Consider the following 23,129-nt stretch of genomic DNA (forward strand, 5'->3'; position numbering starts at 1 on the left):
CACGCGTCAAGGCACTGTTGAATTCTCAAAGAACACACCCACCAACCGGCAGGCACACCAACCACAAAACCCACACAAAACCGTGCGGACCCCGCGGCCAATGCACATCCACCCTAGCACCCCACCACAGCACCCCCACACCCGGGGGCACCCCAGCACACTCCCCAACACCACCACGCACAACACGCAGCCACGCCGGAGAAACCAGGCACCAGAACGAACTCAATTAACCAAACAACACCAGAAACCCTAACACCCCCACACACCCCACACACACCGGGGCGCAGAAAGCATCAGCAATCTCCAGCTATACCAACACCAGACACAACCACAACCACCGAAGAAACCCGCAAGCTCCACAGCAGTTCCCGCCGTGCCGACAACCACCACACTACCCCCACCAACCACACCCCCACACACCCACCCCCCACCACCACACAAACACCAGCACAACACGGGGCGAACAGCACGAATGGCGCGAATCGGTCGAGCTCCGGCGCTCGACCGGCCACGCGACCGCACGAGTCCCCACGCGCGGCCCGATGGAGTACTCTCCTTCGAGTGATTATCGTCCACACCTCGGCCTGTCGCCGTCGAGCGCGGTAGCCTCGATCTTGGAACACGACCACGGGGGTAGCAGTGGATTCGACACCGATATACACAGAGCTGCGGAACACGCTGATCGATCCGGAAGAGGATCACTGGACACACAGCGCTCCACCCGAGTTCCTCGCCTCCCTGGAAAGTGCCCACGAACAGAGCCAACAGAGCGAGAGCGACTCCGGCGGCACGCACAGCGCCGATGAGCAGGTGCCCCAGGTGAACCGGCGCGGCAAGGGACGCCGTCACCGGGCGGAGGACTGATCCGGGTCTTCCGCCCGGGATGACGAGGCGGACTCCGGCGGCTCGGTTCTCCCGGCTCGGTTCTCCCGGGTGGTCGCTTGCCCGAACCTCCCGCCGGATCGGGCACGGTCGCCCCGGCGACGGGGACGGCCTCGCACCCCGTCGCCGGGCCGTCCGCGAGAGCACCACGGGAGCCGCCGTTCGGGATGCCCGCTCTCCCCGGACGGCGGCTTCGAAACCCGACCGCGACGAATCAGCGTCCGCTTCCCCCACGAAAAGCGGACGCACCCGCACGAGGACGAAACGAGGTTCATCCGGAGGACACGCGGCCACGACACGGAATCCTCACGGAAGGGAGCGCCCGTTCCGCGACCACCGCGTGGAGCCCACCCGAGCCGTAGCTGTTCGCACCGACCGGTGACCGAGTGTCAGTCGCTGGCCGAGGAGAACTGCGGAAGCGACACCGCGGGGACCTTGGGATCCTCCTCGGATTCCTCCTGAGCCGGCTGCGACGGCTCGGGCTCTTCGCCGGGGGAGAAGGACAGCGGTTGTTCGAGCAGCGAGTCCTGCTCCTGCTCCTCGGTGTTCACCTGTTCGGAGACGGGGTCCGGCTCCGGACGATCCTGCTGGTACTGCTCCTTGGTCCGACGAGCGGCACCACGGATTTCCTCGGTGAGCTTGCGGTTGGCCTTCCTGGCCTGTCGCCCCTCGCGCTCCTGCTTACGGGTGGTCTGCCGCTTGTTCTGCTGTTGCGCCGTGCGCGCCTGCTTGATGTACGGCCCGAACAACTCGCGCAACTTCCGCGCATTCTGTTCACTCAGGTCGATTTCATAGCTCACGCCGTCCATGGCGAAAGTAACTGTCTGCTGCGCTTCGGACCCGTCGATGTCATCGACGAGTTCGACCTGAATCCGCTCGGCCATGATCACCTGTTTCGGGAACGTGCCCCGTCTCGCTCCGCGACACTTGCCGGTAGACATCTCCGACCGACACTTACTTTATAGCACGCGGCCGGACAGTTGTCTCGTACTCAACGATAGAACAACCTCACGTGAGGCCGTAAACCACCCATGCCCACGCAGTCGGTTCGTGAAAACCAATACTACTCGACTCCCGCGCTCTCTCGGTGCGGCACTCCGGGTTGCCTCCACCACCCCCGCGGGACATAGCTGAACATGTCACCGAGGTCACTCCACAACAGGACCACAGAGCCGCTCGCGACAATCGCACGACGTTAGTTTATTGTACTGCCGCGCTTCGTCGTAAGCTGTGGATGACCGACGAAAACGATCCGGAATCGAGGGTTAGCAGTGGCGCAGAAGGTAACGGTTCAACTCGTCGACGACGTCGACGGTTCGGAAGCAGAGTCCACCGTCGAGTTCGGTCTTGATGGGGTCAACTACACGATTGACCTGTCGGCCGACAATGCTGCCGATCTGCGGGATGCGCTGGCCCCTTATCTTTCCAGCGCTCGCCGCACCGGTGGCCGTAAGCGCACCGCAAAGTCGACCAAGGGCGGTAAAACCCGTCAGTCGAGCGGCAACTCGCAGGCGCCGAAAGCCGCCGACCGCGAACGCAATCAGGCCATTCGGGAATGGGCCCGGCAGCAGGGCATGCAGGTTTCCGACCGCGGTCGCATTCCCGCTGAGATCGTGGAAGCTTACGACAAAGCTCAGTGAGGCGACTCCCGACGCGGGCGGGTGGAGCGACATCGCTCGTACACCCGCCCGCCGGCGGAGACCGAAGACCGAAAGCATTACGTGCACGACGACGAGCCGAATGTGATCGTTTTTCGCTCAGTTCGCGTCGTTCTCCAAGAATTCACGAATCTCCGCCGCCGAAGGCATGGAGCTGCTCGCCCCCTCCCGCCCGATCGACAGGGCCGCTGCCGCCGACCCCTCGCGCAGGGCCCGTTCCACGGACTCCTCCCCGGCCAGGGCCGCTCCGAGCGCGCCGACGAACGTGTCCCCCGCCGCTGTGGTGTCCACGGCCCGCACCGGGAAGGCCGGCACTCTCAACCGCTTCCCCGTCCGGTTCCCGTAGAGCACTCCCCGCTCCCCGAGCGTGATCACGACCTCTTCGACGCTGTGGAGCAGTGCCTCCACCGCGAGCTCCGGGTCCTCCTGTCCGGTGAGCACGGCCGCCTCGTGCTCGTTCGGCACCAGCAGGTCCACTTTCGACAGCAGGGACTCGGGCAACGGCTCGGCGGGTGCCGGGGTGAGCACGACCCGCACACCGTGCGCGGCCGCCGCCTCCGCCGCCGCCTCCACTCCCTCCAGCGGGGTCTCCAACTGCATCAGCAAGCACGACGAGGAGGCTATGAGCCCCTCCGCTTCCCCGTCGATCCGATCCGTCGAGGCGTTGGCGCCGGCGACGACGACTATGGAGTTGGCCCCTTCGTCGTCGACCACGATGTGCGCGGTTCCGCTGTTCCCCTCGACCGTGCGCAACCCCGCGGTGTCCACACCCGTCCCCGCGAGTGTGTCGCGGATCTGTTCGCCGAACCCGTCGGTGCCCACGGAACCGACGAACCGGGTCGTGGCGCCTGCCTTGGCCGCGGCGATGGCCTGATTGGCTCCCTTTCCTCCGGGAACAGTGCGAAAGGCGCGTCCGTGCACGGTCTCCCCGCTCCGGGGAGCGACGGGCACGTAAGCGACCAGGTCCATGTTGCAACTACCGAATACCGTCACCGTGTTCACGCGGCTATGATCTCCGATTCCCCGGGAGCTCGGACGGTGAGGGCCGTTGGCGCGTCGTGCGCATCCGCACTGCCACAAGCACGTACCATGCCTGCAACGAGTTGGAAAGAGGACGAGACGCGGTGGACTACGTAGTGACTGCGGGGCTACGGCCTCCGGTGGACATCTCCAAACTCGACCCGCTTCAGCAGGAGGGCGTGGTGTCCCTGCTGGATCACCAGCTCGGGCGGGTCGAGGGCGTTGCTGGCCCCGAAGCGGAGGACATCGATGTGCTGGACTACCGGATCGAGGTCGGTCCCGACGGGGCGACGGTGATGCTGGCTGTCGACGCTCCTTCGCTGCAGGCGGCCGAGACGGCCGCCGCCAACGTGGTGCAGGAGGTCCTCGCCGACAGTCAGGTGTTGGAGCACTGGGCGCTGACCCACTCCGAGGTCAAGATTACCGAGGACGAGTTCAACGAGAGCCTGGCAGCGGCCGAGCAGAACGCGGGCGAACCGCTCAGCGAGGCCGACGCCAGGCTGCAGGCCGAGATAGAGGAGGCGTTCGAACAGGCCGAAATCCCCGAATCCACTTCGTGGCAGCAGGGCAAGGAGACTTCCGCGGAGCGGGAGCAGCTCGTTCCGAGCGGCTCCGAACCCGAGACCGAGCACTGGCGGGACAGGCTGCGCGGTCTCGCCGAGCGACTGCGTGCGTTCACGGGGGCCGTGTTCGGTCGTCCCGAGCACGGGGACCAGCGGGCCGAGGTGGCCGCGGGAGCGCTGATACACGCTGTCAGCGTCGTCACCGACGAGCTCTTCTACGACGAGCTGGCGTTGACCGTCAACGACGCCACCGCCGACGGCGCGGTGGGACTGCTCGTGCTGGAGGAGCTTCCGCCCTGCTACCAGCACAACTACGACGCGCGTTTCACGCGGTCGTTGCTGTTGAGTTCCGCCGTGGTCGCCACCAGGCTCACCGGCAGCTTCTGGCGGGTGCCGCGTTGCGTGGCGGAGTCGCTGGCGCTGCGCCTGTTCGTCAACGAGGCGCGGGTCGTGCTGGAAGCCACCGAACTGATGAGTTGGGACGAGAGCGAGCCGCTGTTCGAGGAGTTCATCACGCACGCCTGCCCGGACAGGGCCTACGAGGAGTTGTTCACCATCGATTCCGCCTCGGAGGAGGAGTCCGGGGGTTCCGCGGAGCACGTGGAATCGGTGGAGCAGCGGCTGCGTGACCGGGGGCTGGCTTTCGACCAGTGGTTCAACAGGGCGGGGGATTCCGAGCTGGGAGAGCACCCCTACACGGCCTGATCGGACCGGTCGGGCCCGGAAGGCCGGTTCCCCGCCGGGGAGTAGGGCCCGAACGAGCATCGCTCCGTGAGCACGGAGTTCGACCGGTCGGTCGAGACCGCGCTCACGGACCGATGCCGTGTACCGTCACTCCTGGTGACGCACCGAGTAAGGCGGAACGGTCAGACCGATGAGACTCGCGTCGTCGACCGTCTCCGGTTCGTAGGAACTTTTCGGCAGCGCGTCGAGCATGACGTTCACCGGGTCGTCCAGCTGTTCGACACGTCCGAACAGGAAGGCCCACTCGTGTTCGTCCGAACCGAAGTAGGTGACCGTGTCGAACACGGTCCGGAATCGGTTGTATGCCCTCGTGAGTGTGGTGTTTCGCCATATGGTCGGGCTCCCGGCCTGGAAGCCGACGACACCTCCCGGCGCCAGGACCGCTTGGCATCTGCGGATGAATTCCTCACCGTAGAGCCGATTGTGCTGACTGTCGGTGTCCTCGGCTCGCTCGTCGGGGAGGTCCACGACCACCAGGTCGTAGCGCTGCCCAGTGCCGATCGCCTTGTCCAGGAAACTCCACCCGTCCGTGTAGTGCAGGGTGATCGGACCGTTTCCCTCTTCCAGGTCGGCGAGATCGGCACTGCGGTACCCGTACGGGAGGTGCTCCGCGCACACGCGCACGCACTCCCTGTCGATGTCCACGTGATCCACGCGGCTCGCCCCGGCCTGCACGGCCATCCGGCTCGCCACTCCCTCGCTGGAACCGACGATCAGCACCCGTTCGAGTTGTTCCGCGAGCAGGAAGCCGGGCACCATCATCGCCTCGTGGTAGACCAGCTGGGAGAACTCGGTGCTCTGCCGATCGTCGTCGCAGAACAACGCGATCCCCTGGCCGGTGCGACCGACGACCACGTGCTGATAATCGGTGTCGCCTTCCCACAACACCTCGTCGATGCGCCAGAGCCGCCGCATGTCGGCACCGAGCGGCTCCTGAATCCACTGCTTGCCGTCGAGCTCGATCAACTCCCGCTCCTTTGCGCTGAGTCCGGCCGGACACACGTCCTCACGTGAGGCCGGTTTCGTAGTCATGACCACGCCGGATCGTCCGGCAGTTCACGTTCGTCGGACTCAGTGCCTCGGCGAGCAGGTGCACCGCACGCTCGGGCTGTGCCCGATTACCACAGGTGAACACGTCGACGAAGATCGAACCGTTCTCCGGGTAGGAGTGCAGCGAAGCGTGGGATTCCGACAGCAGTGCGAGCACGGTCACACCCTGCGGTTCGAATCGCTTCGAGATCACGTCGCACACCGTGGCCTGGGAACGATCCAACGCGCTGTTGAGCGCATCGGTCAGGAACCGTTCGTCATCGAGCAGTTCAGCGGCCACACCCTCCAGCTCGGCGAGGACGTGTTGCCCGGTGAACAGACCGACGGGTTGCAGGGTTCCGGCGTCAATTGACATCTATCGACCTCCCAACATTTCGCAGATTCCTGCTGAAAATCTCCCTCGAACGAGCCAGGACCGCTCCGGCGGTCGTTCACGCTCGCTCGGTGGTCTCGGCACTGTCGAAGCAATAAGTGGTCAACGGATCGAACCCGTTGAAACAGACCGAGGAGTAGCTCGCGGTGTAGGCTCCCGCGCTGAGCACATCGAGTTTGTCCCCACCGCGGAGGGTGGTCGGCAGTTCGTAGACGGTGTGCTGGTAGAGCACGTCGTCGCCGTCGCACGTCGGTCCGGCCAGCACGACAGGCCCCACCGGGTCGCCGTCGCGGCTGGTGCGCAACCGATACGTGATCGCTTCCCCCTCGGTCTCCGCGAGACCGTTGTAACGTCCCGCGTCCAGGTAAACCCACCTGCCCCGGCCGGTTGTGTCCTCGGACACCAGGACGACCTCGCTGCGCAGCACGCCTGCGTCCCCGACCAGGTACCGTCCCGGTTCGACGAGCAGTTCCGGGGGCTGCTCCCCGAAGTGGCGCCGCAGCGTCGCGCGCACCGTTCCGGTGTATTCCGCGAGGTCCGGAGTCGGCTGCGTGTAGGTGGCGGGCAACCCGCCGCCCAGGTTGAGCATGCGCGGGCCGCTACCGGGGTCGAAGGCGCGGAAGGTCTCGGCCGCCGCGGCCACACCGTGCTCCCACGCCTCCGTGGACAGCTGCTGCGATCCGAGGTGGAACGAGACCCCGCGGGGGTCGAGTCCCAGGTCGCCTGCGCGCCCCAACAGCAGCGCCGCATCGGCGGGGGAGGACCCGAACTTGCGGCCGAAGGGGGTCCGCGACCCGGTGTTGTCCACGGCTATCCGGCAGAACACTCCGGACCCCGGGGCGTTTTCGGCTATGTTCTCCAGGTCGGCGGCGCTGTCCGTGGCGAACAGCCGGACGCCCTTCCGGTGGGCGTGGGCGACGTCGGCCGGTTTCTTGATCGTGTTCCCGTAGGAGATCGACTCGGGAGCGGCCCCCTGCCGCAGGCAGAGGTCGATCTCACCGGGGCTGGCCACGTCGAAGGAGGCTCCGAGGGAGACGAGTTCGGCGACGACGCGGGGGTCGGGATTGGCCTTGACGGCGTAACAGATCCGTGCGGTGGGCAGCTCGGCACGCAGCCGCGAGTAACGATCACGGACGACGGCCAGGTCCAGGGCCAGGCACGGGGTCGCGGGTCGCTGGCTATCCAGGTACTCGCGAACGGATTCGGATGCGCTTTCAGCGGACGAGTACCCGCCGATCGCGAAGTGATCGGTGATAGCGGCGCCGCCAGGGCGGTCCGTCACAGCGTTGGTGGCGGACAGGTCGGTCAATCCCGAAACCTCCGTTTCTCGGCCGTTGGCGGGCCGTCGCGGGGAACACACCAATCCGGCCAGGGCCGACCCGAAGCAGGTCTCGAAGGAGGACCGAGCCGCAGGGACTGCCGTGCGCCGACCAGAAACGGTACCGCCGATGGAGGCGCTTTTTCCAATCACACGGCAGGCTTCCCCCGGACAGCGGAATCGATTGTGACAACTGCCACGGCGAGTGATCAAAAAGCGCTCCACGTCGCCGCGGCACTCGCCATTTCCGCCGTGTCGTTCGTCACGGACGGACCGGAGGCACCACCGGTCGTCAGTCCGCCGGAGCGGCTCGTCGCGATCCCACGCGGAAGGGATCTATTCCGAGAAAGGTTCAGATGTTTATCTGGAGCGCGAGGTAGAAGTCCACCCGCGTGGAAAAGTCGCCCAGATCACGTCCGGATATTTCCTCCACCCGCCGAATTCGGTAACGCAGCGTGTTCACGTGTACGTGCAGCCGCTCCGCGCAACGCGACCAGGAACCGGAGCATTCCAGAAAAGTGCGCAGGGTGTGCACCAGCTCCGAGTGGTGGCTCCTGTCGTAGGCCAGCAGACTCCCCAGCAGTCGCTGCCGGTAGGAGTGCCGCAGCTCGTCGGGCACGGCGGAGAGCAGCACCTGGTGCGAAACCAGGTCCTCGGCCGTGACTATCCCGCAGCGCTGCCCGCGTCGTCGCGCCAACCGCCTGGTGTACCCGGCTTCCTCGACGAGCCCGCGCAGCCCGCCCGCGTCCCCGAGATCGCTGACCCCGACGCTCACGGAGAACCACTCGGCGGCGTACTCGAGGTCGGTGAGCGTGCGCCGCATCCACCCGGCCAGCTCGGCCGGTTCCGTCCGCCCCCGCTCCCCCTCGGCGAAAACGGCCAGCGCCCCCACGTCCGTCGCCACCGTGACCGAGGGCAACCCGGTTGCCGCGGCGATCTCGCGCATCAGCTCGACCGAGGCCGCGGCGGTTCCGCCCGAGTCCAGCGAGACGACGCACAGCGAGCCCTCCGACGGCACTCCGGCCTCACCCAGCCGGGCCGCCGCCTCACGTGAGTCCACCGAACCGTCGAGCAGCCCCCGGACGGCCGCGCCGAACGGGCGGCTCGCGGCACGGCGTCCCTCCTCCAGCCTGGTGCGCAGCAGAGCGACGGCGGTCGCGAGTTCGTCGCAGACCGAACCGCGCTCCGCCGCCCCCGCTTCCTGACCACCGGGCAGCACGAGGAACCACCTCGCGGGGCGGGACTCCGTTCCGGCCCCGATCGGCCGGAGCACGTAGGTCGCCCCCTCCACGGGGCACACCGTCCTCGGCAGTCTTTCCGCCCGCAGGAACTCCCGCACCAGTGAGCGCAGCACCTCCACGGACAGCTCACCGTGACCGGCCACGACCGAGCCCACGGCCGAGCACACCCAGCAGTCCGTGCCGAGCTCGGCGGCTGCCGCGGCGAGCACCTTGGTCAGGTCCGCGCCCGCGGCCACATCCGCGACCAGGTCCCGGCGCGGAGCGGGCTCGTCGCGGACCGCACCGAGCACGCGTTCGAACAGGGTGTTGAAGCTGACCGTCACCGGGACCTCGAACAGCGGCACCCCGTGCCGCGCACAGGCCTCGACCAGATCGGGTGGGGCCTTGCCCAGCCGCGCCGTGCCCGCGACCAGCCCGGCCACCCCCGACTCGGCCAGGGCCGCGGCGAAGGCCTCCGAGTCCGTCTCGTCGCGGTGCCAGACCAGTCCGCTGAGCACCAGCTCGCCGCCCTGCAGGTAGCGCCGCGGGTCGATCAGGTCGGTGATGTAGACGCCACGAACCGCCCGGTCGAGTCGGTCCCGCCCGGTGAGCAGGCTCAAACCGAGCCGGGAATCGTCCAGCAGATCGCCGAGAAGCACGCGCGCACCTTAGTCAGCGGTCAGGGGGCGACGGCAAGAGGTGCGGGCCCGCGAAACGCGGATCGCACGAGAACGTCATCCCCGGGAAACGCTACGGACCGAGCCGCACGCCCGCACCCGAACGCTCCGCTCGGTGAACCGGGCGAGCGCTCGCCCGGCCGGACCGGGCCGCGGGAAAGCGGCGAGACCGCGAGAGGACCCGCCACGCGAACCAACCCGCGCGACCTCCGAGTCGCGGTTGTAGGAAACCACGAACACCACCCGTTCACCGATGGTTTGATTCATGTTTTCCACCGCTAGTCAGCACGGGCGGCCGGGCTGTGTACTTGGTCACAACCAACGACCTGTCCCGGGTTGTGATCTGGAGAGACAAGTGGACTTCCTTCGACCGGCCAGCTGGAGCGAAGCTCTCGAGGCAAAGGCCAACCACCCGGACGCGACGCCGATCGCGGGTGGCACCGACGTCATGGTCGAGCTGAACTTCGACCAGCGCCGCCCCACCACGTTGCTCGACCTGACTCGCATCGAGCGACTCGCACAGTGGTCGCGCGACTCACACCCGGAAGGCGACGTGCTGCGGATCGGGGCGGGGGTGCCCTACTCCCGCCTGATCGGGGAGCTGGGGACGAGTCTGCCTGGCCTGGCCATCGCATCGCGCACGGTCGGGTCCCCGCAGATCCGCAACCGCGGCACTCTCGGCGGAAACCTGGCTTCGGCCTCTCCGGCCGGGGACGGCCACCCGCCGCTGATCGCCTCGGAGGCCGAGATCGAGCTCGAGTCGGTGCGCGGAACCCGAACGCTGCCCGTCTCCGACTTCTTCACCGGGGTCAAGCGAACAGCCCTCGCCGACGACGAGCTCGTCTCGGCCGTGCACGTGCCCGCGGCCACCGGTCCGCAGCAGTTCTCCAAGATCGGCCCCCGCAACGCGATGGTCATCGCCGTGTGCACCTTCGCCGTCGCACTGCACCCCCAGCGGGGGACCGTGGGAACCGGACTGGGCTCGGTGGCCCCGACTCCGCGATCGGCCACCGAGGCCGAGGAGTTCCTCGCCGGGGAACTGGCCGAGAACGGCCGCTGGGAACGTCCCGATCCGCTGCCCGAATCGGTGATCGGACGTTTCGGCGAGTTGGTCGCGCGGGCCGCCGCACCGATCGACGACGTACGTGGCACGGCCCGGTACCGCACACACGCGCTGGGCGTGCTCGCCAGGCGAACCCTCGGGTGGGCCTGGGACGAGTACCGCAACGGCACCGAAACCTCCGGGAGGCAAGGATGCGCCTGAGTTTGACCATCAACGGCCGCGCCACCACCGCCGACGACGTGTGGGAGGGCGAGAGCCTGCTGTACGTGCTGCGGGAGCGACTCGGGCTCCCCGGGTCGAAGAACGCCTGCGAACAGGGCGAGTGCGGCTCCTGCACCGTGTACCTGGACCGCGTTCCCGTTTGCGCCTGCCTGGTCGCCGCGGGCCAGGCCGAGGGGCGGGAAGTCGGAACCGTCGAGGGACTCGCCGGGGAGGACGAGCTCTCGACCGTGCAACGGGCTTTCGTGGACACCGGGGCCGTCCAGTGCGGCTTCTGCACCCCGGGGTTGCTGGTCGCCGCGGACGACCTGGTCAAGCGCGTACCGGAGCCCTCCGACGCCGAGATCAGGGAGGCCTTGGCGGGGAACCTGTGCAGGTGCACCGGCTACGAGAAGATCATGGCCGCGGTGCGCACCGCCGCCGGGAGCGGCTCCCCCGCGACCGGCTCGGGCGAGTCCTCCGGGGAGCAGCTGACATGAGCGCCATCGACGAGCGGGGCTTCCCCCGGCGAACCGTGATCGAAGGGGCCGCGGTGGTCACCGTCGACGGCGCCGCCCCCGGGGGCTCGGGGATCGGCGACGAGTACCCCGAGGGGCACGTGGTGGTGGAGGACGGACTCGTCCGCTCGGTCGGCCCCGGACCGGCCCCGCCGCAGAACGAGGAGGTGCGGCGCGTCGACGGCACCGGCTGTCTGGCGACCCCGGGGCTCGTGAACACGCACCACCACCTCTACCAGTGGGCGACGCGCGGCTACGCGGTCGACTCGACGCTGTTCGGCTGGCTCACCGAGCTCTACCCGGTATGGGCGGGCATCGACGAGGACCTGACCCGTTCGGCATCCGCTGCCGGACTGGGCTGGACAGCGTTGTCCGGATGCACCACGGTCGCCGATCACCACTACGTGTTCCCTCGCACGGGTGGGGACGTGCTCGGCGGCGTGGTCTCCGGAGCCGAGCGCATCGGCGTGCGGCTGCACGCGGTGCGCGGCTCCATGGACCGGGGGCAGTCCGCCGGGGGACTGCCCCCGGACTCCGCGGTGGAGGACACCGAGTCGGCCCTGGAGGGCACTGCCGCTGCCGTGGAGCGATTCCACGATCCGGGGTTCGGCTCCCGCCTGCGCGTGGCCGTGGGCCCGTGCTCGCCGTTCTCCGTCAGCACGGAGCTGATGACCCGCTCCGCGGAACTGGCCCGCGAGCACGGGGTGCGGCTGCACACGCATCTCGCCGAGACCACCGACGAGCTGGACAGGTGCGCCGCGGAGTTCGGTTGCGATCCGGTCGAGTACGCGGAGCGGGTCGGCTGGCTCGGCGAGGACGTGTGGCTGGCGCACGGTGTGCACCTGTCCGGGCGGGCGGTCCGCCGGCTGGGCGAGACGGCCACCGGAGTGGCTCACTGCCCCAGCTCGAACGGGCGGTTGGGAGCGGGCACCGCCCCGATACGTCCCCTGCTGGACGCGCACGCGCCGGTCGGGCTGGGGATCGACGGGGTGGCCTCCAACGAGTCCGGACGACTCGGGGACGAGTTGAGGCAGGCGTTGCTGCTCGGCCGCGCCGAGCACGGCCCGGACGCGCTGTCGGTGCGCGACGCGCTGTGGATGGGCACCAGGGGCGGAGCGCGCTGCCTGGGCAGGGAGTCCGAACTCGGCTCGCTCGAACCGGGCAAGTTGGCCGACATCGCCCTGTGGGACCTGGACGGCCTCGGGCACGCCGGGATCGGGGACCCGGTGGCCGCCCTGGCACTCGGCCCGCTGCCACCACTGCGCAGGTTGCTGCGCGGCGGCGAAACGCTGGTCGAGGACTCCCGGCTCGTCCGGGAGTCGGAACGGGACCTGACGGCGGAACTGCGTCGCGCTTGCGCCCGGATCGGAACGAGGAGGGGCGGATGAGCCCACCGCACCGACCGGCCGCCGGAGCTGTCCCGCCCGGCCACGCATCCCCACGGCGAACACGCACACACCCGCGCGAAGAGGTGGCTCGATGAGCAACACGCACGCCCCCGCCCACCGTCCGCAGGACCTGGAGGAGGAAATCGCAGGCGGAGTGGGGGAATCCCCACAGCGCCCGGACGCGGCGCTGAAGGTGCGCGGCGATTTCGCCTACGCCTCCGACCTGTGGGCCGAGAACATGATCTGGGGTGCGACGCTGCGCAGCCCGCACCCCTCCGCGAGGATCCGCTCCATCGACATCGGACCGGCGTTGCGAACACCCGGGGTCCACGCGGTGCTGACCGCCGACGACGTTCCGGGCCGCAACCTGTACGGGCTCAAGGACGTCGACCAGCCGGTGCTGGCCGTCGACGTGGTCCGCTACCGCGGTGAGGCCGTGGCGCTGGTGGCGGCCGACCACCCGGAGACCGCGCGGAGGGCGCTGGAACTGGTCGAGGTCGACTACGAGGTGCTCGAACCGGTCCTCGACGCGGAACGGGCGGCTCACGAGGAGTCGGTTCCCGCCGTGCACCCGGGCGGCAACACGGTGCGCTACCAGCCGATCGTCAAGGGCGACCCGGACGCCGCGGCGGACGTGATCGTGTCCGGGACCTACACGGTGGGGATGCAGGACCAGGCGTTCCTGGGGCCCGAGGCGGGGCTCGCCATCCCGGGCGAGGACGGCGGCGTCGACCTGTACCTGGCCACCCAGGACCTGCACACCGACCGCAAGCAGACCGCGGCGGCCCTCGGGCTGGATCCGGAGCAGGTGCGGATGACGATGTCCGGTGTGGGCGGGGCCTTCGGCGGCCGCGAGGACCTGTCCATGCAGGTGCACGTGTGCATGCTCGCCCTGCGCACCGGCAGGCCGGTCAAGATGGTCTACGACCGCGCGGAGTCCTTCTTCGGCCACGTGCACCGGCACCCGGCGACCATGTACTACGAGCACGGGGCCACCAGCGAGGGGGACCTGGTCTTCGTCAGGGCGCGGCTGTACTTCGACGGCGGCGCGTACTCGTCCAAGACGCCGGTCGTGGTGGGCAACGGAACCACCCTCGGGGTCGGTCCGTACGTCGTCCCCAACGTCCGGATCGAGGGCTGGGGCATGTACACCAACAACCCGCCGTGCGGGGCCATGCGCGGACTCGGGGCGGTGCAGCCCGCCTTCGCCTACGAGTCCCAGATGGACCGGCTGGCCGAGCGGCTCGGCATGGACCCCGTCGACCTCCGCGTCCGCAACGCGATCAGCCGCGGGGAGTCCACCCCCACCGGCCAGGTGCTGGACTACCCGGCTCCAGTGGAGGAGCTGCTGCGGCGGGTGCGGGACCTGCCCCTGCCGGAGACCTCGGCGGCGGAGGCCTCCGACCCGGACATCCGCGACCTGCCCGGTGGCGCGTCCAACACCACCCACGGGGAGGACGTGGTGCGCGGAATCGGGTACGGCGTGTGCATCAAGAACGTCTGCTACGCCGAGGGCGCGGACGACTTCTCCACCGCGCGGGTGCGACTGCAGGTCATCGCCGGGGAGCCGATCGCGATGGTGCACACGGCCGCGGCCGAGGTGGGCCAGGGCCTGGTCACCGTCCAGCAGCAGATCACGCGCAGCGAGCTCGGGGTGGAGCGGGTCAACATCCATCCGAACGACACCTCGGTGGGCCCGGCCGGTTCCAGCTCGGCATCCCGGCAGACCTATGTGACGGGAGGGGCCGTGCAGGCGGCCTGCCGGGCGGTACGCGCGGAGCTGCTGGACCTGACGGCGCGGGAACTCGGCGAACCCGCCGCGGGGCTCTCCCTGTCCGGCGGCAAGGTGGTCTCGGAGACCTCGGGAGTGCTGGCCGACCTGGCGGACGTGCTCGGCGACGAGGTGATCGAGGAGACCAGGGAGTACCACCACCGCGAGACGTTCCCGCTGGACGAGCAGGGCTCCAGCGAGCGCGCGCAGGTGCAGCACGCCTTCTCGGCACACCGCGCCGTGGTGGACGTGGACACCGGGCTCGGCCTCGTCAAGGTCGTGCAGCTGGACTGCTCGCAGGACGTGGGCAAGGCCGTGAACCCGGACTCCGTGGTCGGCCAGATCCAGGGCGGTTCCGCCCAGGGGCTCGGGCTCGCCGTCATGGAGGAGATCCAGGTGAGCGAAGGCCGGATCGACAACCCCTCCTTCACCGACTACCTCATCCCGACGATTCTCGACATGCCGCCGATGAACGTGGACGTCATCGAACGCGGGGACCCGAACGCCCCCTACGGGGTGCGCGGGGTCGGCGAGCCCCCGACCATCTCCTCCACCCCGGCCGTCGTGGCCGCGATCCGCGCGGCCACCGGCAAGGCGCTGGACCACGTCCCGGTGGGTCCGGACCACATCGTCGAGTGATTCCTCCCACGCGGGAACCCGCGTACCGAACGGCGCGAGCGTACGTAGCAGCGCCTCCCCCACCACGAAAGGAACACCCGTGTCCACACGACCGGAAACGGCTTCCGCGCATCCGAAGCCGGAAACCTGGATGCAGGAGGCGATACGGCTGGCCACCGACAGCGTGGCCTCCGGAGGCGGCCCGTTCGGAGCGGTGGTCGGCCGCGGTTCCGAGATCGTCGCCACCGGCACGAACGTGGTCACCACGAGCCTCGACCCGACGGGCCACGCCGAGGTGACCGCCATCCGCAACGCGTGCCGTGCGCTGGACGACTTCAAGCTGGACGGCTGCGTGCTCGTCACCTCGTGCGAGCCGTGCCCCATGTGCATGGCCTCGGCGTTGTGGGCCCGGCTGGACCACGTCGTCTACGCCGCGGACAGGGACGACGCCGCGGCGGCCGGTTTCGACGACCGCGCGTTCTACGACCTGTTCACCGATCCGGAGGCGGTGTGGCCGACCCCGGTGCGGCGCATCGGAGCCGACAACCGCACCGCCCCCTTCGACGCCTGGCTCGCCAAGGCCGACCGCGTCGAGTACTGACCGGTCGAGTACCGGGCCCAAGTTCGACGACCTCCGGTGTCCCAGAGCCACCGAACCGGATCGCCGGAGCGTCTCCTAGTCTGTCAGTGCCTTTTCAGCGGCGCCGGTCACGACGACCGGGTCGGCGGCGCCGCGGGTACGGGGTGGAGCGGCGAGAGGCTTCTCCCCACTCGGAGCGGGGCGGGAACCGCCGTGCTCGAAGTTCAGCAGATTCTTCAAACGCCCCTAATCGGGCCGGCAGCGTTGCTGCCCGCGTCCGAGGAGAAGTCCGGTCCGCCCCGCGCCGCGGGGCGGACCGGGGGCGCCCACCGGCATGGGAGGACGCATGACCCAGCTGCGCCAGGACTCGACCGAGGAAGATCCGGCAGCCGAGCCCGAGGAGCCCCGCTCGTCGGTAGATCGTTTTTTCCGCATCACCAGGCGCGGCTCGACGGTGGGCCGTGAGCTGCGGGGCGGAATCACCACCTTCGTGGCGATGTCCTACATCGTGTTGCTCAACCCCCTCATTCTCGGCTCTTCCCAGGACGTCACCGGGGCCAGCCTCGGCAACGCCGAACTCACCACGGCCACGGCCCTGTGCGCCGGGTTGATGACCGTGCTCATGGGTGTGGTGGGCAACGCGCCGCTGGCGATGGCCGCCGGGCTCGGCGTGATCCCGGTGGTCGCCTTCACCGTGGCCCCCGAGATGACCTGGGCCCAGGCCATGGGGCTGGTGGTCCTCGAGGGCCTGTGCATCGTGGTGATGGCGGTCAGCGGAATACGGGAGCGGATCATCAACGCGATCCCGCTGCCGCTCAAGACCGCGCTGACCGTGGGGATCGGTCTTTACATCGCGCTGGTCGGGATGGTCAGCGCCGGGTTCGTGAGCAGGCAGCCCGACGCGGCCGAGACCGACGTGCCGGTGCAACTCGGCCCGAACGGTCACCTGCTCGGATGGCCGCTCGGCCTGTTCTGCCTCACCCTGCTGTTGATGATCGTCCTCGTGGCCAGGAAAGTGCCCGGAGCGATTCTGATCAGCATCGTGTCCGGAACGGTCCTGTCGGTGGTGACCAACGCCGTGTTCGACGTCCCGGCCGAGCAGTGGGGCCGCACCACGCCGGACCTGCCGTCGAGCCTGGTGGCCACGCCCGATTTCGGACTGTTCGGCGACATCGACCTGTTCGGCGGTTTCGTGAACGCCGGTGTGCTCGCGGCCACCGTTTTCCTGTTCACCCTGGTGCTGTCCGGTTTCTTCGACGCGATGGGAACGATCACCAGCGTCGGCAACGAGGCCGGGCTGACCAACTCCCAGGGCAAGGTCCAGGGGATGGGGCGCATCCTGCTCGTGGACGGAGCCGGGGCAGTGGCGGGCGGTGTGACCGGTTCCTCGCCGAACACGGTCTTCCTCGAATCCGCGGCCGGCGTCGCCGAGGGAGCCCGTACCGGCCTGGCGAGCGTCGTGAGCGGGGCCCTGTTCGCAGCGACCATGCTGTTCACCCCGCTGGCCGCCGTGGTGCCAGCGCAGGCGGCGGCTCCCGCACTGGTGCTGGTCGGGGGCATGATGATGGCACAGGTACGCAACATTCCGTGGAGCGACGAGGACTTCGTGATCCCGGTGTTCTTGACCGTGGCGATCATCCCGTTCACGTACTCGATCACCAACGGTGTCGGTGCGGGGCTGATCTCCTACTGTGCGATCAAGATCTGCAAGGGACGGATAAGGGAACTGGGCTGGTTGCTGAGCATCCTGTCCCTGGTGTTCGCGCTCTACTTCGGGGTCGAGGGGATCAAGGCCGTGTTCGGCGTCTCGTGAACCTCACCGCCCGGCGCCGCGGCGGCCCCGGGAAAGCGCCATCGGGAACGGTTTCCCGCTCGGTTCGCCAGTCGAAGGAGGTACCTATGCGTGACATCGCCGATGACCTGCTGCGCTGGACCGAAGCGGGCGAGCCCTTCGCCGTCGCCTCGATCGTCGAGATACGCGGCAGCGCCCCGCGGGGGGTCGGTGCCGCCGCGGCGATACGCGGCGACGGGACCATCGCGGGAAGCCTGTCCGGGGGGTGCGTCGAGGGCTCGGTCCACGCGCTGGCCCTCGAGGCGCTTTCCGAGGGGCGTCCGCGCCGGACCACTTTCGAGTACGATCCGGACGATCCGTTCGCGGTCGGACTGACCTGCGGCGGCGATCTGGAGGTTCACCTGCACCCCGTCGACCCCTCGGCCGGCGACGGCGTGCCCGGCCCCGGGGAGACGGCACGGGTGCTGTCCCTGGCGCTGCGTTCGACGAGGGCAGGCCTGCCGGTCGCCGTGGCCCGCGTGCTCGACTCCGGGGCCACGCTGGCCGTGTGGCCGGACGAGCACGCGGGTGGGACCGGGGACCCGGAGCTCGACGGTGTGGTGCTCGCCGAGGCCCGGGCGATGCTCGAACGGGGCGGCTCGGAGTTGCGCGAGCTGTGCGTTCCCGGCGAGCGAAGCCGGGAACACGCCGTTTTCGTCGAGGCCTGGGTCACCCCGGCGCGCATGCTGGTGTTCGGCGCCGTGGACCACGCCGCCGCGCTGGCCAGGATGGGCAAGTTCCTCGGCTACCACGTCACCGTGTGCGACGCCAGGGCCGTGTTCGCCACCGAGCGGCGCTTCCCCGCTGCCGACGAAGTGGTCGTGCGCTGGCCGCACGACTACCTCGCCTCCACCGAGCGGGACGAGCGCACGGTCGTCTGCGTGCTCACCCACGACGCGAAGTTCGACGTCCCCGTGCTGAAGGAGGCGCTGCGCGGCCCGGCCGCCTACATCGGAGCTCTGGGCTCGCGCCGCACCCACGCCGACCGGATGGACCGGCTGCGCTCGGCGGGAGCGACCGAGGCGGAGCTGGAACGACTCCGCGCCCCGATCGGACTCGACCTCGGTGGTCACACCCCCGAGGAGACGGCCGTGTCCATCGCGGCCGAGATCGTCGCGCTGCGCAACGAAGCGAGCGCGGCCCCGCTGACGCACACGAGCGGACCGATCCACTCCCATGCCTGAGGAAGTTCTTCCGCTTCGGCTGTCGAGGGTGCTCGGTCGGCGGAACCTCCCGCCTGCTCCCGCGCCGGGACCCCGCCGTCGAGCAGCCAACCACACCACGTCGGGCGGTCCTCGCGAGAGCACGAGGCGGGAGAACCCGCGGTGGTCCGGGTCGCACGGGTGGCCGGTCGACGTTCTCGCCTCGGAGGACGCCGCTGCCCGGTCCTCGAACCGGTCGGAGGACCCCGGTGAACCGGTGGCCGGTCTGGTGCTCGCCGCGGGACGGGGGCGGCGCATCGGGACTCCCAAGGCGCTGCTGCGCACCCGGGGCGAGCTGTTCGTGGAGCGCGCGGTGCGCGTGCTGCGGCTGGCTGGGTGCTCGCCCGTCGTCGTCGTGCTCGGAGCGGCAGCCCCTGCCGTCACCGAGCGGGCCGATCTCGCCACCGCGGAGATCGTGCGCAACGAGGACTGGGCCACCGGGATGGGCTCCTCCCTCCGCGCGGGGCTGCGGACCCTGGCCACCGTCGAGTCCGCGCGCGAGACGACCGGCACGCTGGTGCTGCCGGTGGACATGCCCGGAGTCACGGTCGAGGCCGCGCGGCGGGTCGCCGCTCTCGCGGAACCGCACGCGCTGGCCGCGGCCTGCTACGAGGGTGAGCGTGGTCACCCGGTGCTGCTGGGCAGGCGGCACTGGAACGGGGTGTCCGAGCTCGCCGTGGGCGACCGCGGGGCGCGCGACTACCTGCGCACGCACGGGGTCGCTCTCGTGCCCTGCGAGGACGTCGCCTCCGGATTCGATGTAGACCGCCCCGAAGACCTGACCGGGGAGTAACCCGTAGAGTCGTTGACCACGCGTGAGTGACCGCGCCGATCCACGCCCAATGCGGCCGCCTTTCGGCCGGAACGCGCGAGTTCACGGCGAAGATCGAGCATGCTGGACGCGGAGGCATCATGGCTCAGGGGCACATCACAGCCAACTACCTTCCCGATGGCGACGACTGGACGGTCACCGTCACGATGGGAACGGAAAGCCGCGTGGCGCACGCTCCCGGTCTGATCGCGGCCAGGGTCCAGGCGGAACAGCTGATCGAGCAGCTCGCGCCGAACTCCGCGGGGCGGGTCGTCATCCACTTACTCGACGGTGACGGTTTCGCGTTCAGCACCGCTTATCTCCAGGCCCGCCACGGGCTGTCCGACGAGGCCACCAGGGCAGCGGCCCGCCAGGCGGCCGCGGCTGCCGCCGCGCAGCAGAACCCGGGAAGCCAGCTTCGCTGACGCCCCTGGAAGCACCTCCCCGCCCCGTTCCGGGCGGGATCGCCGCACACGCGGAACGGGTCGTCCGGGGGCCTTTCCCGCGCCGGCGCGCCGAAGGACGACCTCGGCCCTTTCGAACGAACACACCCGGCAGAGCACTACTAGTATGTCGGCCGTGAACGCACCGCTCGGCAGCGATTGGGAACGACCCCAGCCCACAAGCACCTCCCGCACCCAGCCCGAGGGCGCATCCTCCACCAGAGGACGCCCCAGGGACTCCACGAGGGACGCCGCACTGCGGACCGCGGCCCTGGAAGTGCTGGCCGACGTGGGGTACCGCGCTCTGACCATGGACGCCGTCGCCGCGCAGGCGCGGGCGGGCAAGGCGACCATCTACCGCCGCTGGGAGTCCAAGCTGGAGCTGGTCATCGACACCTGCACCCAGCTGGTGCAGCGCAATGTCCCCCAGCCCGACAACGGGGTGCTGGAAACGGATCTCGGCGAGTTCCTCAGTGCTTTCGCCGAGTTCCTCGACGGCCCGGTGGGCAAGGCCGCGCAGGCTCTCGTGGGTGAGCTCCCCCACGAGCCGGAACTGGCCGAGGCGTTCCGGGATTCCTTCCTGCTGCCGCAGCGGGACGTGCTGCGGCGCATCATCGACCGGGGAAGCGAACGCGGTGAGGTCCGCGGGAACGCTCCGGTGGACACCGTAGTCGAGCTCGCCGGAGCGGCCCTGATCCACCGGCTCATGTTGACCGGCGAACCGCTCGACCAGCGGTTCGTGGACAGGCTGCTGCACGAGGCGCTGCTCCCCCTGCTGCGCTGACCGGGATTTCCGCTCGCCCCGGCCGGATGGTTGCTCGGCGGGATCTCCCGCGGGCTCTCGCTCCGGGCGCCTCGAATTCGGGCGCGTTCCGCGCAGCGGCGGGGCAGCCCTCGCGAGAGCACGCCGCGGGCGGCCCCGTGGACCGCTCGTGCGCGGCCGGTGCACCGCGGGACGAAGCGGGACGAATCAGCGCAGCAGTTTGCGGAGCACGAGCACCGCTGCCAGCGTGCCGACACCGATCAACGCGTAGCGGACCCGCGGGTCCTCCAGCTTCTCCTGCAAACCGGCTTTGCCTGCTTCCACGGCGCGTGTCGGGTTGGCCTTGGTCTCCAGCTCGTCCAACGAGGCCGCGAGCGCGTCGCGCGCCTTCTCGATGTCGCGCTGAATGGCGTCGGGATCGCGGGCCACCTGTCCTCCTCGTACTTCTGGGGTCGTGGTCGGCCTGGTTGCGGTGATCGAAGGTACGCGGCCGGGGGCACCACATCCCCGATTCGGCACCCGGCTGTGCACACCGTAGATCACACCACGGCACCAATGGGCGGCCACGCTGCCCGTGTCGCGGACTCGCCCGAATCGGGGCCGTCCCGGACCGAACCGGATCCTACCGGTATTCTGTGCCTCAGGGGGCCGTAGCCCAACAGGCAGAGGCACTAGGTTTAGGTCCTAGCCAGTGCGGGTTCGAATCCCGCCGGCCTCACGAGCGGGAACCACGGAGGCGGACTCGAAGTTCAATCACGCTTCGCGCCCGCAGGCCAGATCCTGGTGACAGGAAGGTTACGTTCCTCAGCCGCTCGCACGATGTCCGCAGTGCCACCGTAACCACGAGCGGGTTGACCGTCCCAGACGGCCAACAACCGATCCGTCCGCTCGATCATCGCGATACTGGCGTCCATATGCGCCTGTGAGGTCGAGTCGGTGTGGTCCATCCGTACTACGTCATTCGCCTGCCGGAGCAACGCGTCATAAACGGGATGATGCTCACTGGGCAGTTCGTCGCGGTAATGCGCGGCAGGAACGATCACGGTGAGCTTACCACCGTGATCGAGCACAGCACGGGCGAACAAGCTGTCAGCGCCATCGGCGAGGCAACTGAGCCCGACGAAGGGGACAGAGCAATCGCGTAGCTCGTCACGAAGCGCTTCGTCGACGAGTTGAATCGTGGTACCGGGAAGTCCGCGATGCCCGGTGATAGCGAGACGTATCATGCCTGCCCCTCGCCGTACAATCCGATCAAGTCGTCATCCAGGACGTCCGCCTGACCGCTCCGGGGTGGAAGCTCCCTGCGTAGCGTTCTCACCTTGGTCACGATCCGTTCGGAAGCATACTGCTTTCCGGTGGCGAGTGCTTCGCAGGCCAAAGTGCACGCTTCATCGGTGTAACCGGTGATTGCCAGGAGATGCGCGTGCTCTACCTGCGCAAGAGCTCTCGCTTTCGGCGCCGTGATGTCGGAGACCACCGCATGGTACGCGGATCGAGCGCCTGTCACGTCACCCAGCCGCGCTAGCGCGCTCGACTGATAACGAGCCACCTTAGCGGAGGTGAACGCGAACATCCACGGCCATTGCGCCTCACCCGGCTCGCGATCGGCGAGCGTTTCGGCTGTACGGAGAGCTTTCGTCGTGGATGCGTGATCACCGACTGCGGCATGACCGACCGCACACAGGGAGGACAACCAGGCGCGGGCAGGCGGGGATGTGCGGTCGTCCAAGTAGGACGCTGCTCGACCTAGCAACGTCAAACCCTGGTGCAGATCACCGATCTCGACCGCGTAGTACCCGAGGCTCGCGATCATGTAAGAGACCAGCAGTGGATGTTGCGCCGACTCCGCGTAGCGAATGCTGTCCGTGTATCGCCGTCGAGCCGTGGCCGTGTCCCCGCGATCGGCCGCCAACCATGCCGACAGCCCGGCGACCTCGCTGAGAACTCCGAACCCCGTGGGGTTGCGTAGCTTGCCCTGAACCACTTCGGTCGCCAACCGAAGATGCCCCTCCACCGCCGGAGCCAGATGTTGCGACGAGACGGTTGACTCCATGCGCCGGTAGTGCTGAGTCGCCCCAGCCACGGTCACTGCGAGCTCGTCCGCATGTCCCGTCGGAGCCGAACCACCTGTCATGACTGTCGCCCCTGCACCGAGCCCGAGCGTCGTCTTGAGGAACGTCTTCCTGTCCACATCCCCAGAGTTGCATCGACCACGAGAACGTCTGAACCCGAGGTCCGCATCGGTGGCCACATCCAGAAGGGCGCGTAGCGCGGCGCGGTAGCGAGCTGCAGGCCAACGAATGTCACCCCGTTCCCACTTACCGATGTGATTGTCATCGATCGTGGTTATTTCCCCGGACATGCGGTACACCTGCACATTCACCGCGTCGGCAAGCTCTTGTCGAGTCATCGACTCCCCCGGCGAAGTCGGTGACTCC

General features: G+C 68.9%; 22 protein-coding genes and 1 tRNA gene. 14 read left to right on the forward strand and 9 right to left on the reverse strand.

Features of this window, described 5'->3' with window-relative positions; genetic code table 11:
• Positions 1 to 639 precede the first annotated feature (639 nt).
• Positions 640 to 864, forward strand: a complete 225-nt coding sequence (locus FHR84_RS15630; protein ID WP_179536277.1) for a hypothetical protein — start codon at positions 640 to 642, stop codon at positions 862 to 864.
• Between the two features lie 407 nt (positions 865 to 1,271).
• Here the strand turns inward: FHR84_RS15630 and FHR84_RS15635 are convergent, their stop codons facing one another.
• The gene (locus tag FHR84_RS15635) at positions 1,272 to 1,766 is read right to left on the reverse strand and encodes a histone-like nucleoid-structuring protein Lsr2 (protein ID WP_179536280.1); all 495 of its coding nucleotides are present in this window, start codon (positions 1,764 to 1,766) and stop codon (positions 1,272 to 1,274) included.
• A 387-nt stretch (positions 1,767 to 2,153) separates the two neighbouring features.
• Here FHR84_RS15635 and FHR84_RS15640 point away from each other — a divergent pair, with 387 nt between their 5' ends.
• A complete protein-coding gene (locus FHR84_RS15640; RefSeq protein ID WP_142077769.1) occupies positions 2,154 to 2,522 on the forward strand; it encodes an Lsr2 dimerization domain-containing protein in 369 nt (122 codons plus the stop codon).
• A 117-nt stretch (positions 2,523 to 2,639) separates the two neighbouring features.
• On the opposite strand, the gene rbsK is transcribed toward FHR84_RS15640, so the two are convergent.
• The gene (gene rbsK, locus FHR84_RS15645) at positions 2,640 to 3,533 is read right to left on the reverse strand and encodes a ribokinase (RefSeq protein WP_179536637.1); all 894 of its coding nucleotides are present in this window, start codon (positions 3,531 to 3,533) and stop codon (positions 2,640 to 2,642) included.
• 131 nt (positions 3,534 to 3,664) lie between these two features.
• On the opposite strand from rbsK, the gene FHR84_RS15650 reads away from it, so the two are divergent.
• Positions 3,665 to 4,828 (forward strand): hypothetical protein, encoded by a 1,164-nt coding sequence (locus tag FHR84_RS15650; protein WP_343075300.1) that lies wholly within the window; start codon positions 3,665 to 3,667, stop codon positions 4,826 to 4,828.
• 126 nt (positions 4,829 to 4,954) lie between these two features.
• On the opposite strand, the gene FHR84_RS15655 is transcribed toward FHR84_RS15650, so the two are convergent.
• The 4 genes from FHR84_RS15655 to FHR84_RS15670 form a co-directional block, all read right to left on the reverse strand.
• Positions 4,955 to 5,833 (reverse strand): spermidine synthase, encoded by an 879-nt coding sequence (locus tag FHR84_RS15655; protein WP_179536281.1) that lies wholly within the window; start codon positions 5,831 to 5,833, stop codon positions 4,955 to 4,957.
• A 40-nt stretch (positions 5,834 to 5,873) separates the two neighbouring features.
• Positions 5,874 to 6,272, reverse strand: a complete 399-nt coding sequence (speD, locus tag FHR84_RS15660) for an adenosylmethionine decarboxylase (RefSeq protein ID WP_179536282.1) — start codon at positions 6,270 to 6,272, stop codon at positions 5,874 to 5,876.
• 76 nt (positions 6,273 to 6,348) lie between these two features.
• Positions 6,349 to 7,599: a type III PLP-dependent enzyme gene (locus FHR84_RS15665; protein WP_179536283.1), complete on the reverse strand. Its 1,251-nt coding sequence runs from the start codon at positions 7,597 to 7,599 to the stop codon at positions 6,349 to 6,351.
• Positions 7,600 to 7,960: 361 nt separating this feature from the next.
• Positions 7,961 to 9,487, reverse strand: a complete 1,527-nt coding sequence (locus FHR84_RS15670) for a PucR family transcriptional regulator ligand-binding domain-containing protein (RefSeq protein ID WP_179536284.1) — start codon at positions 9,485 to 9,487, stop codon at positions 7,961 to 7,963.
• Between the two features lie 373 nt (positions 9,488 to 9,860).
• Between FHR84_RS15670 and FHR84_RS15675 the strand changes: the two genes are divergently transcribed.
• The 10 genes from FHR84_RS15675 to FHR84_RS15720 all read left to right on the forward strand — a co-directional run bounded on the left by FHR84_RS15675 (position 9,861) and on the right by FHR84_RS15720 (position 20,712).
• Positions 9,861 to 10,769: an FAD binding domain-containing protein gene (locus tag FHR84_RS15675; protein ID WP_179536285.1), complete on the forward strand. Its 909-nt coding sequence runs from the start codon at positions 9,861 to 9,863 to the stop codon at positions 10,767 to 10,769.
• Positions 10,760 to 11,266, forward strand: a complete 507-nt coding sequence (locus FHR84_RS15680) for a (2Fe-2S)-binding protein (protein WP_179536286.1) — start codon at positions 10,760 to 10,762, stop codon at positions 11,264 to 11,266. Before FHR84_RS15675 ends, FHR84_RS15680 begins: the two co-directional genes overlap by 10 nt.
• Positions 11,263 to 12,672: an 8-oxoguanine deaminase gene (locus tag FHR84_RS15685; protein ID WP_179536287.1), complete on the forward strand. Its 1,410-nt coding sequence runs from the start codon at positions 11,263 to 11,265 to the stop codon at positions 12,670 to 12,672. The genes FHR84_RS15680 and FHR84_RS15685 overlap by 4 nt, the downstream gene beginning before the upstream one ends.
• A 91-nt stretch (positions 12,673 to 12,763) precedes the next feature.
• Complete coding sequence (gene pucD, locus FHR84_RS15690; RefSeq protein WP_179536288.1) at positions 12,764 to 15,082, forward strand: xanthine dehydrogenase subunit D; 2,319 nt, start codon at positions 12,764 to 12,766, stop codon at positions 15,080 to 15,082.
• 130 nt (positions 15,083 to 15,212) lie between these two features.
• The gene (locus FHR84_RS15695; RefSeq protein ID WP_179536639.1) at positions 15,213 to 15,662 is read left to right on the forward strand and encodes a nucleoside deaminase; all 450 of its coding nucleotides are present in this window, start codon (positions 15,213 to 15,215) and stop codon (positions 15,660 to 15,662) included.
• A 325-nt stretch (positions 15,663 to 15,987) separates the two neighbouring features.
• Positions 15,988 to 17,454 (forward strand): NCS2 family permease, encoded by a 1,467-nt coding sequence (locus FHR84_RS15700; protein WP_179536289.1) that lies wholly within the window; start codon positions 15,988 to 15,990, stop codon positions 17,452 to 17,454.
• Positions 17,455 to 17,540: 86 nt separating this feature from the next.
• Complete coding sequence (locus FHR84_RS15705) at positions 17,541 to 18,656, forward strand: XdhC family protein (RefSeq protein ID WP_179536290.1); 1,116 nt, start codon at positions 17,541 to 17,543, stop codon at positions 18,654 to 18,656.
• Positions 18,657 to 18,891: 235 nt separating this feature from the next.
• On the forward strand, positions 18,892 to 19,467 hold the full coding sequence (locus tag FHR84_RS15710) for an NTP transferase domain-containing protein (RefSeq protein ID WP_179536291.1): 576 nt from the start codon (positions 18,892 to 18,894) through the stop codon (positions 19,465 to 19,467).
• Positions 19,468 to 19,586: 119 nt separating this feature from the next.
• Positions 19,587 to 19,910 carry a hypothetical protein gene (locus FHR84_RS15715; RefSeq protein WP_179536292.1) on the forward strand — a complete coding sequence of 108 codons (324 nt, stop codon included), beginning with the start codon at positions 19,587 to 19,589 and terminating at the stop codon, positions 19,908 to 19,910.
• Positions 19,911 to 20,055: 145 nt separating this feature from the next.
• Entirely contained in the window at positions 20,056 to 20,712 is a 657-nt protein-coding gene (locus FHR84_RS15720) for a TetR/AcrR family transcriptional regulator (RefSeq protein WP_179536293.1), read from the forward strand.
• A gap of 186 nt (positions 20,713 to 20,898) precedes the next feature.
• On the opposite strand, the gene FHR84_RS23340 is transcribed toward FHR84_RS15720, so the two are convergent.
• The gene (locus tag FHR84_RS23340; RefSeq protein ID WP_179536294.1) at positions 20,899 to 21,120 is read right to left on the reverse strand and encodes a DUF3618 domain-containing protein; all 222 of its coding nucleotides are present in this window, start codon (positions 21,118 to 21,120) and stop codon (positions 20,899 to 20,901) included.
• A 215-nt stretch (positions 21,121 to 21,335) separates the two neighbouring features.
• On the opposite strand from FHR84_RS23340, the gene FHR84_RS15730 reads away from it, so the two are divergent.
• Positions 21,336 to 21,409 (forward strand) — tRNA-Leu (locus FHR84_RS15730).
• A 31-nt stretch (positions 21,410 to 21,440) separates the two neighbouring features.
• Here FHR84_RS15730 and FHR84_RS15735 read toward each other — a convergent pair.
• Both FHR84_RS15735 and FHR84_RS15740 read right to left on the reverse strand, forming a co-directional pair.
• The gene (locus FHR84_RS15735) at positions 21,441 to 21,917 is read right to left on the reverse strand and encodes a hypothetical protein (RefSeq protein ID WP_179536295.1); all 477 of its coding nucleotides are present in this window, start codon (positions 21,915 to 21,917) and stop codon (positions 21,441 to 21,443) included.
• Positions 21,914 to 23,101, reverse strand: a complete 1,188-nt coding sequence (locus tag FHR84_RS15740; RefSeq protein ID WP_179536296.1) for an NsdA family TPR-like regulatory protein — start codon at positions 23,099 to 23,101, stop codon at positions 21,914 to 21,916. The genes FHR84_RS15735 and FHR84_RS15740 overlap by 4 nt, the downstream gene beginning before the upstream one ends.
• Between the last annotated feature and the right edge of the window lie 28 nt (positions 23,102 to 23,129).

Source organism: Actinopolyspora biskrensis, from assembly GCF_013408175.1.
GTDB lineage: Bacteria > Actinomycetota > Actinomycetes > Mycobacteriales > Pseudonocardiaceae > Actinopolyspora > Actinopolyspora biskrensis.

What these genes read in the sequence shown, in the direction of transcription:
- FHR84_RS15635 (WP_179536280.1), bottom strand. Translation starts at nt 1,766, where the DNA reads ATGGCCGAGCGGATTCAGGTCGAACTCGTCGATGACATCGACGGGTCC.
- speD (WP_179536282.1), bottom strand. Translation starts at nt 6,272, where the DNA reads ATGTCAATTGACGCCGGAACCCTGCAACCCGTCGGTCTGTTCACCGGG.
- FHR84_RS15680 (WP_179536286.1), top strand. Translation starts at nt 10,760, where the DNA reads ATGCGCCTGAGTTTGACCATCAACGGCCGCGCCACCACCGCCGACGAC.
- FHR84_RS15685 (WP_179536287.1), top strand. Translation starts at nt 11,263, where the DNA reads ATGAGCGCCATCGACGAGCGGGGCTTCCCCCGGCGAACCGTGATCGAA.
- pucD (WP_179536288.1), top strand. Translation starts at nt 12,764, where the DNA reads ATGAGCAACACGCACGCCCCCGCCCACCGTCCGCAGGACCTGGAGGAG.
- FHR84_RS15695 (WP_179536639.1), top strand. Translation starts at nt 15,213, where the DNA reads ATGCAGGAGGCGATACGGCTGGCCACCGACAGCGTGGCCTCCGGAGGC.
- FHR84_RS15700 (WP_179536289.1), top strand. Translation starts at nt 15,988, where the DNA reads ATGACCCAGCTGCGCCAGGACTCGACCGAGGAAGATCCGGCAGCCGAG.
- FHR84_RS15705 (WP_179536290.1), top strand. Translation starts at nt 17,541, where the DNA reads ATGCGTGACATCGCCGATGACCTGCTGCGCTGGACCGAAGCGGGCGAG.
- FHR84_RS15715 (WP_179536292.1), top strand. Translation starts at nt 19,587, where the DNA reads ATGGCTCAGGGGCACATCACAGCCAACTACCTTCCCGATGGCGACGAC.
- FHR84_RS15720 (WP_179536293.1), top strand. Translation starts at nt 20,056, where the DNA reads ATGTCGGCCGTGAACGCACCGCTCGGCAGCGATTGGGAACGACCCCAG.
- FHR84_RS15735 (WP_179536295.1), bottom strand. Translation starts at nt 21,917, where the DNA reads ATGATACGTCTCGCTATCACCGGGCATCGCGGACTTCCCGGTACCACG.
- FHR84_RS15740 (WP_179536296.1), bottom strand. Translation starts at nt 23,101, where the DNA reads ATGACTCGACAAGAGCTTGCCGACGCGGTGAATGTGCAGGTGTACCGC.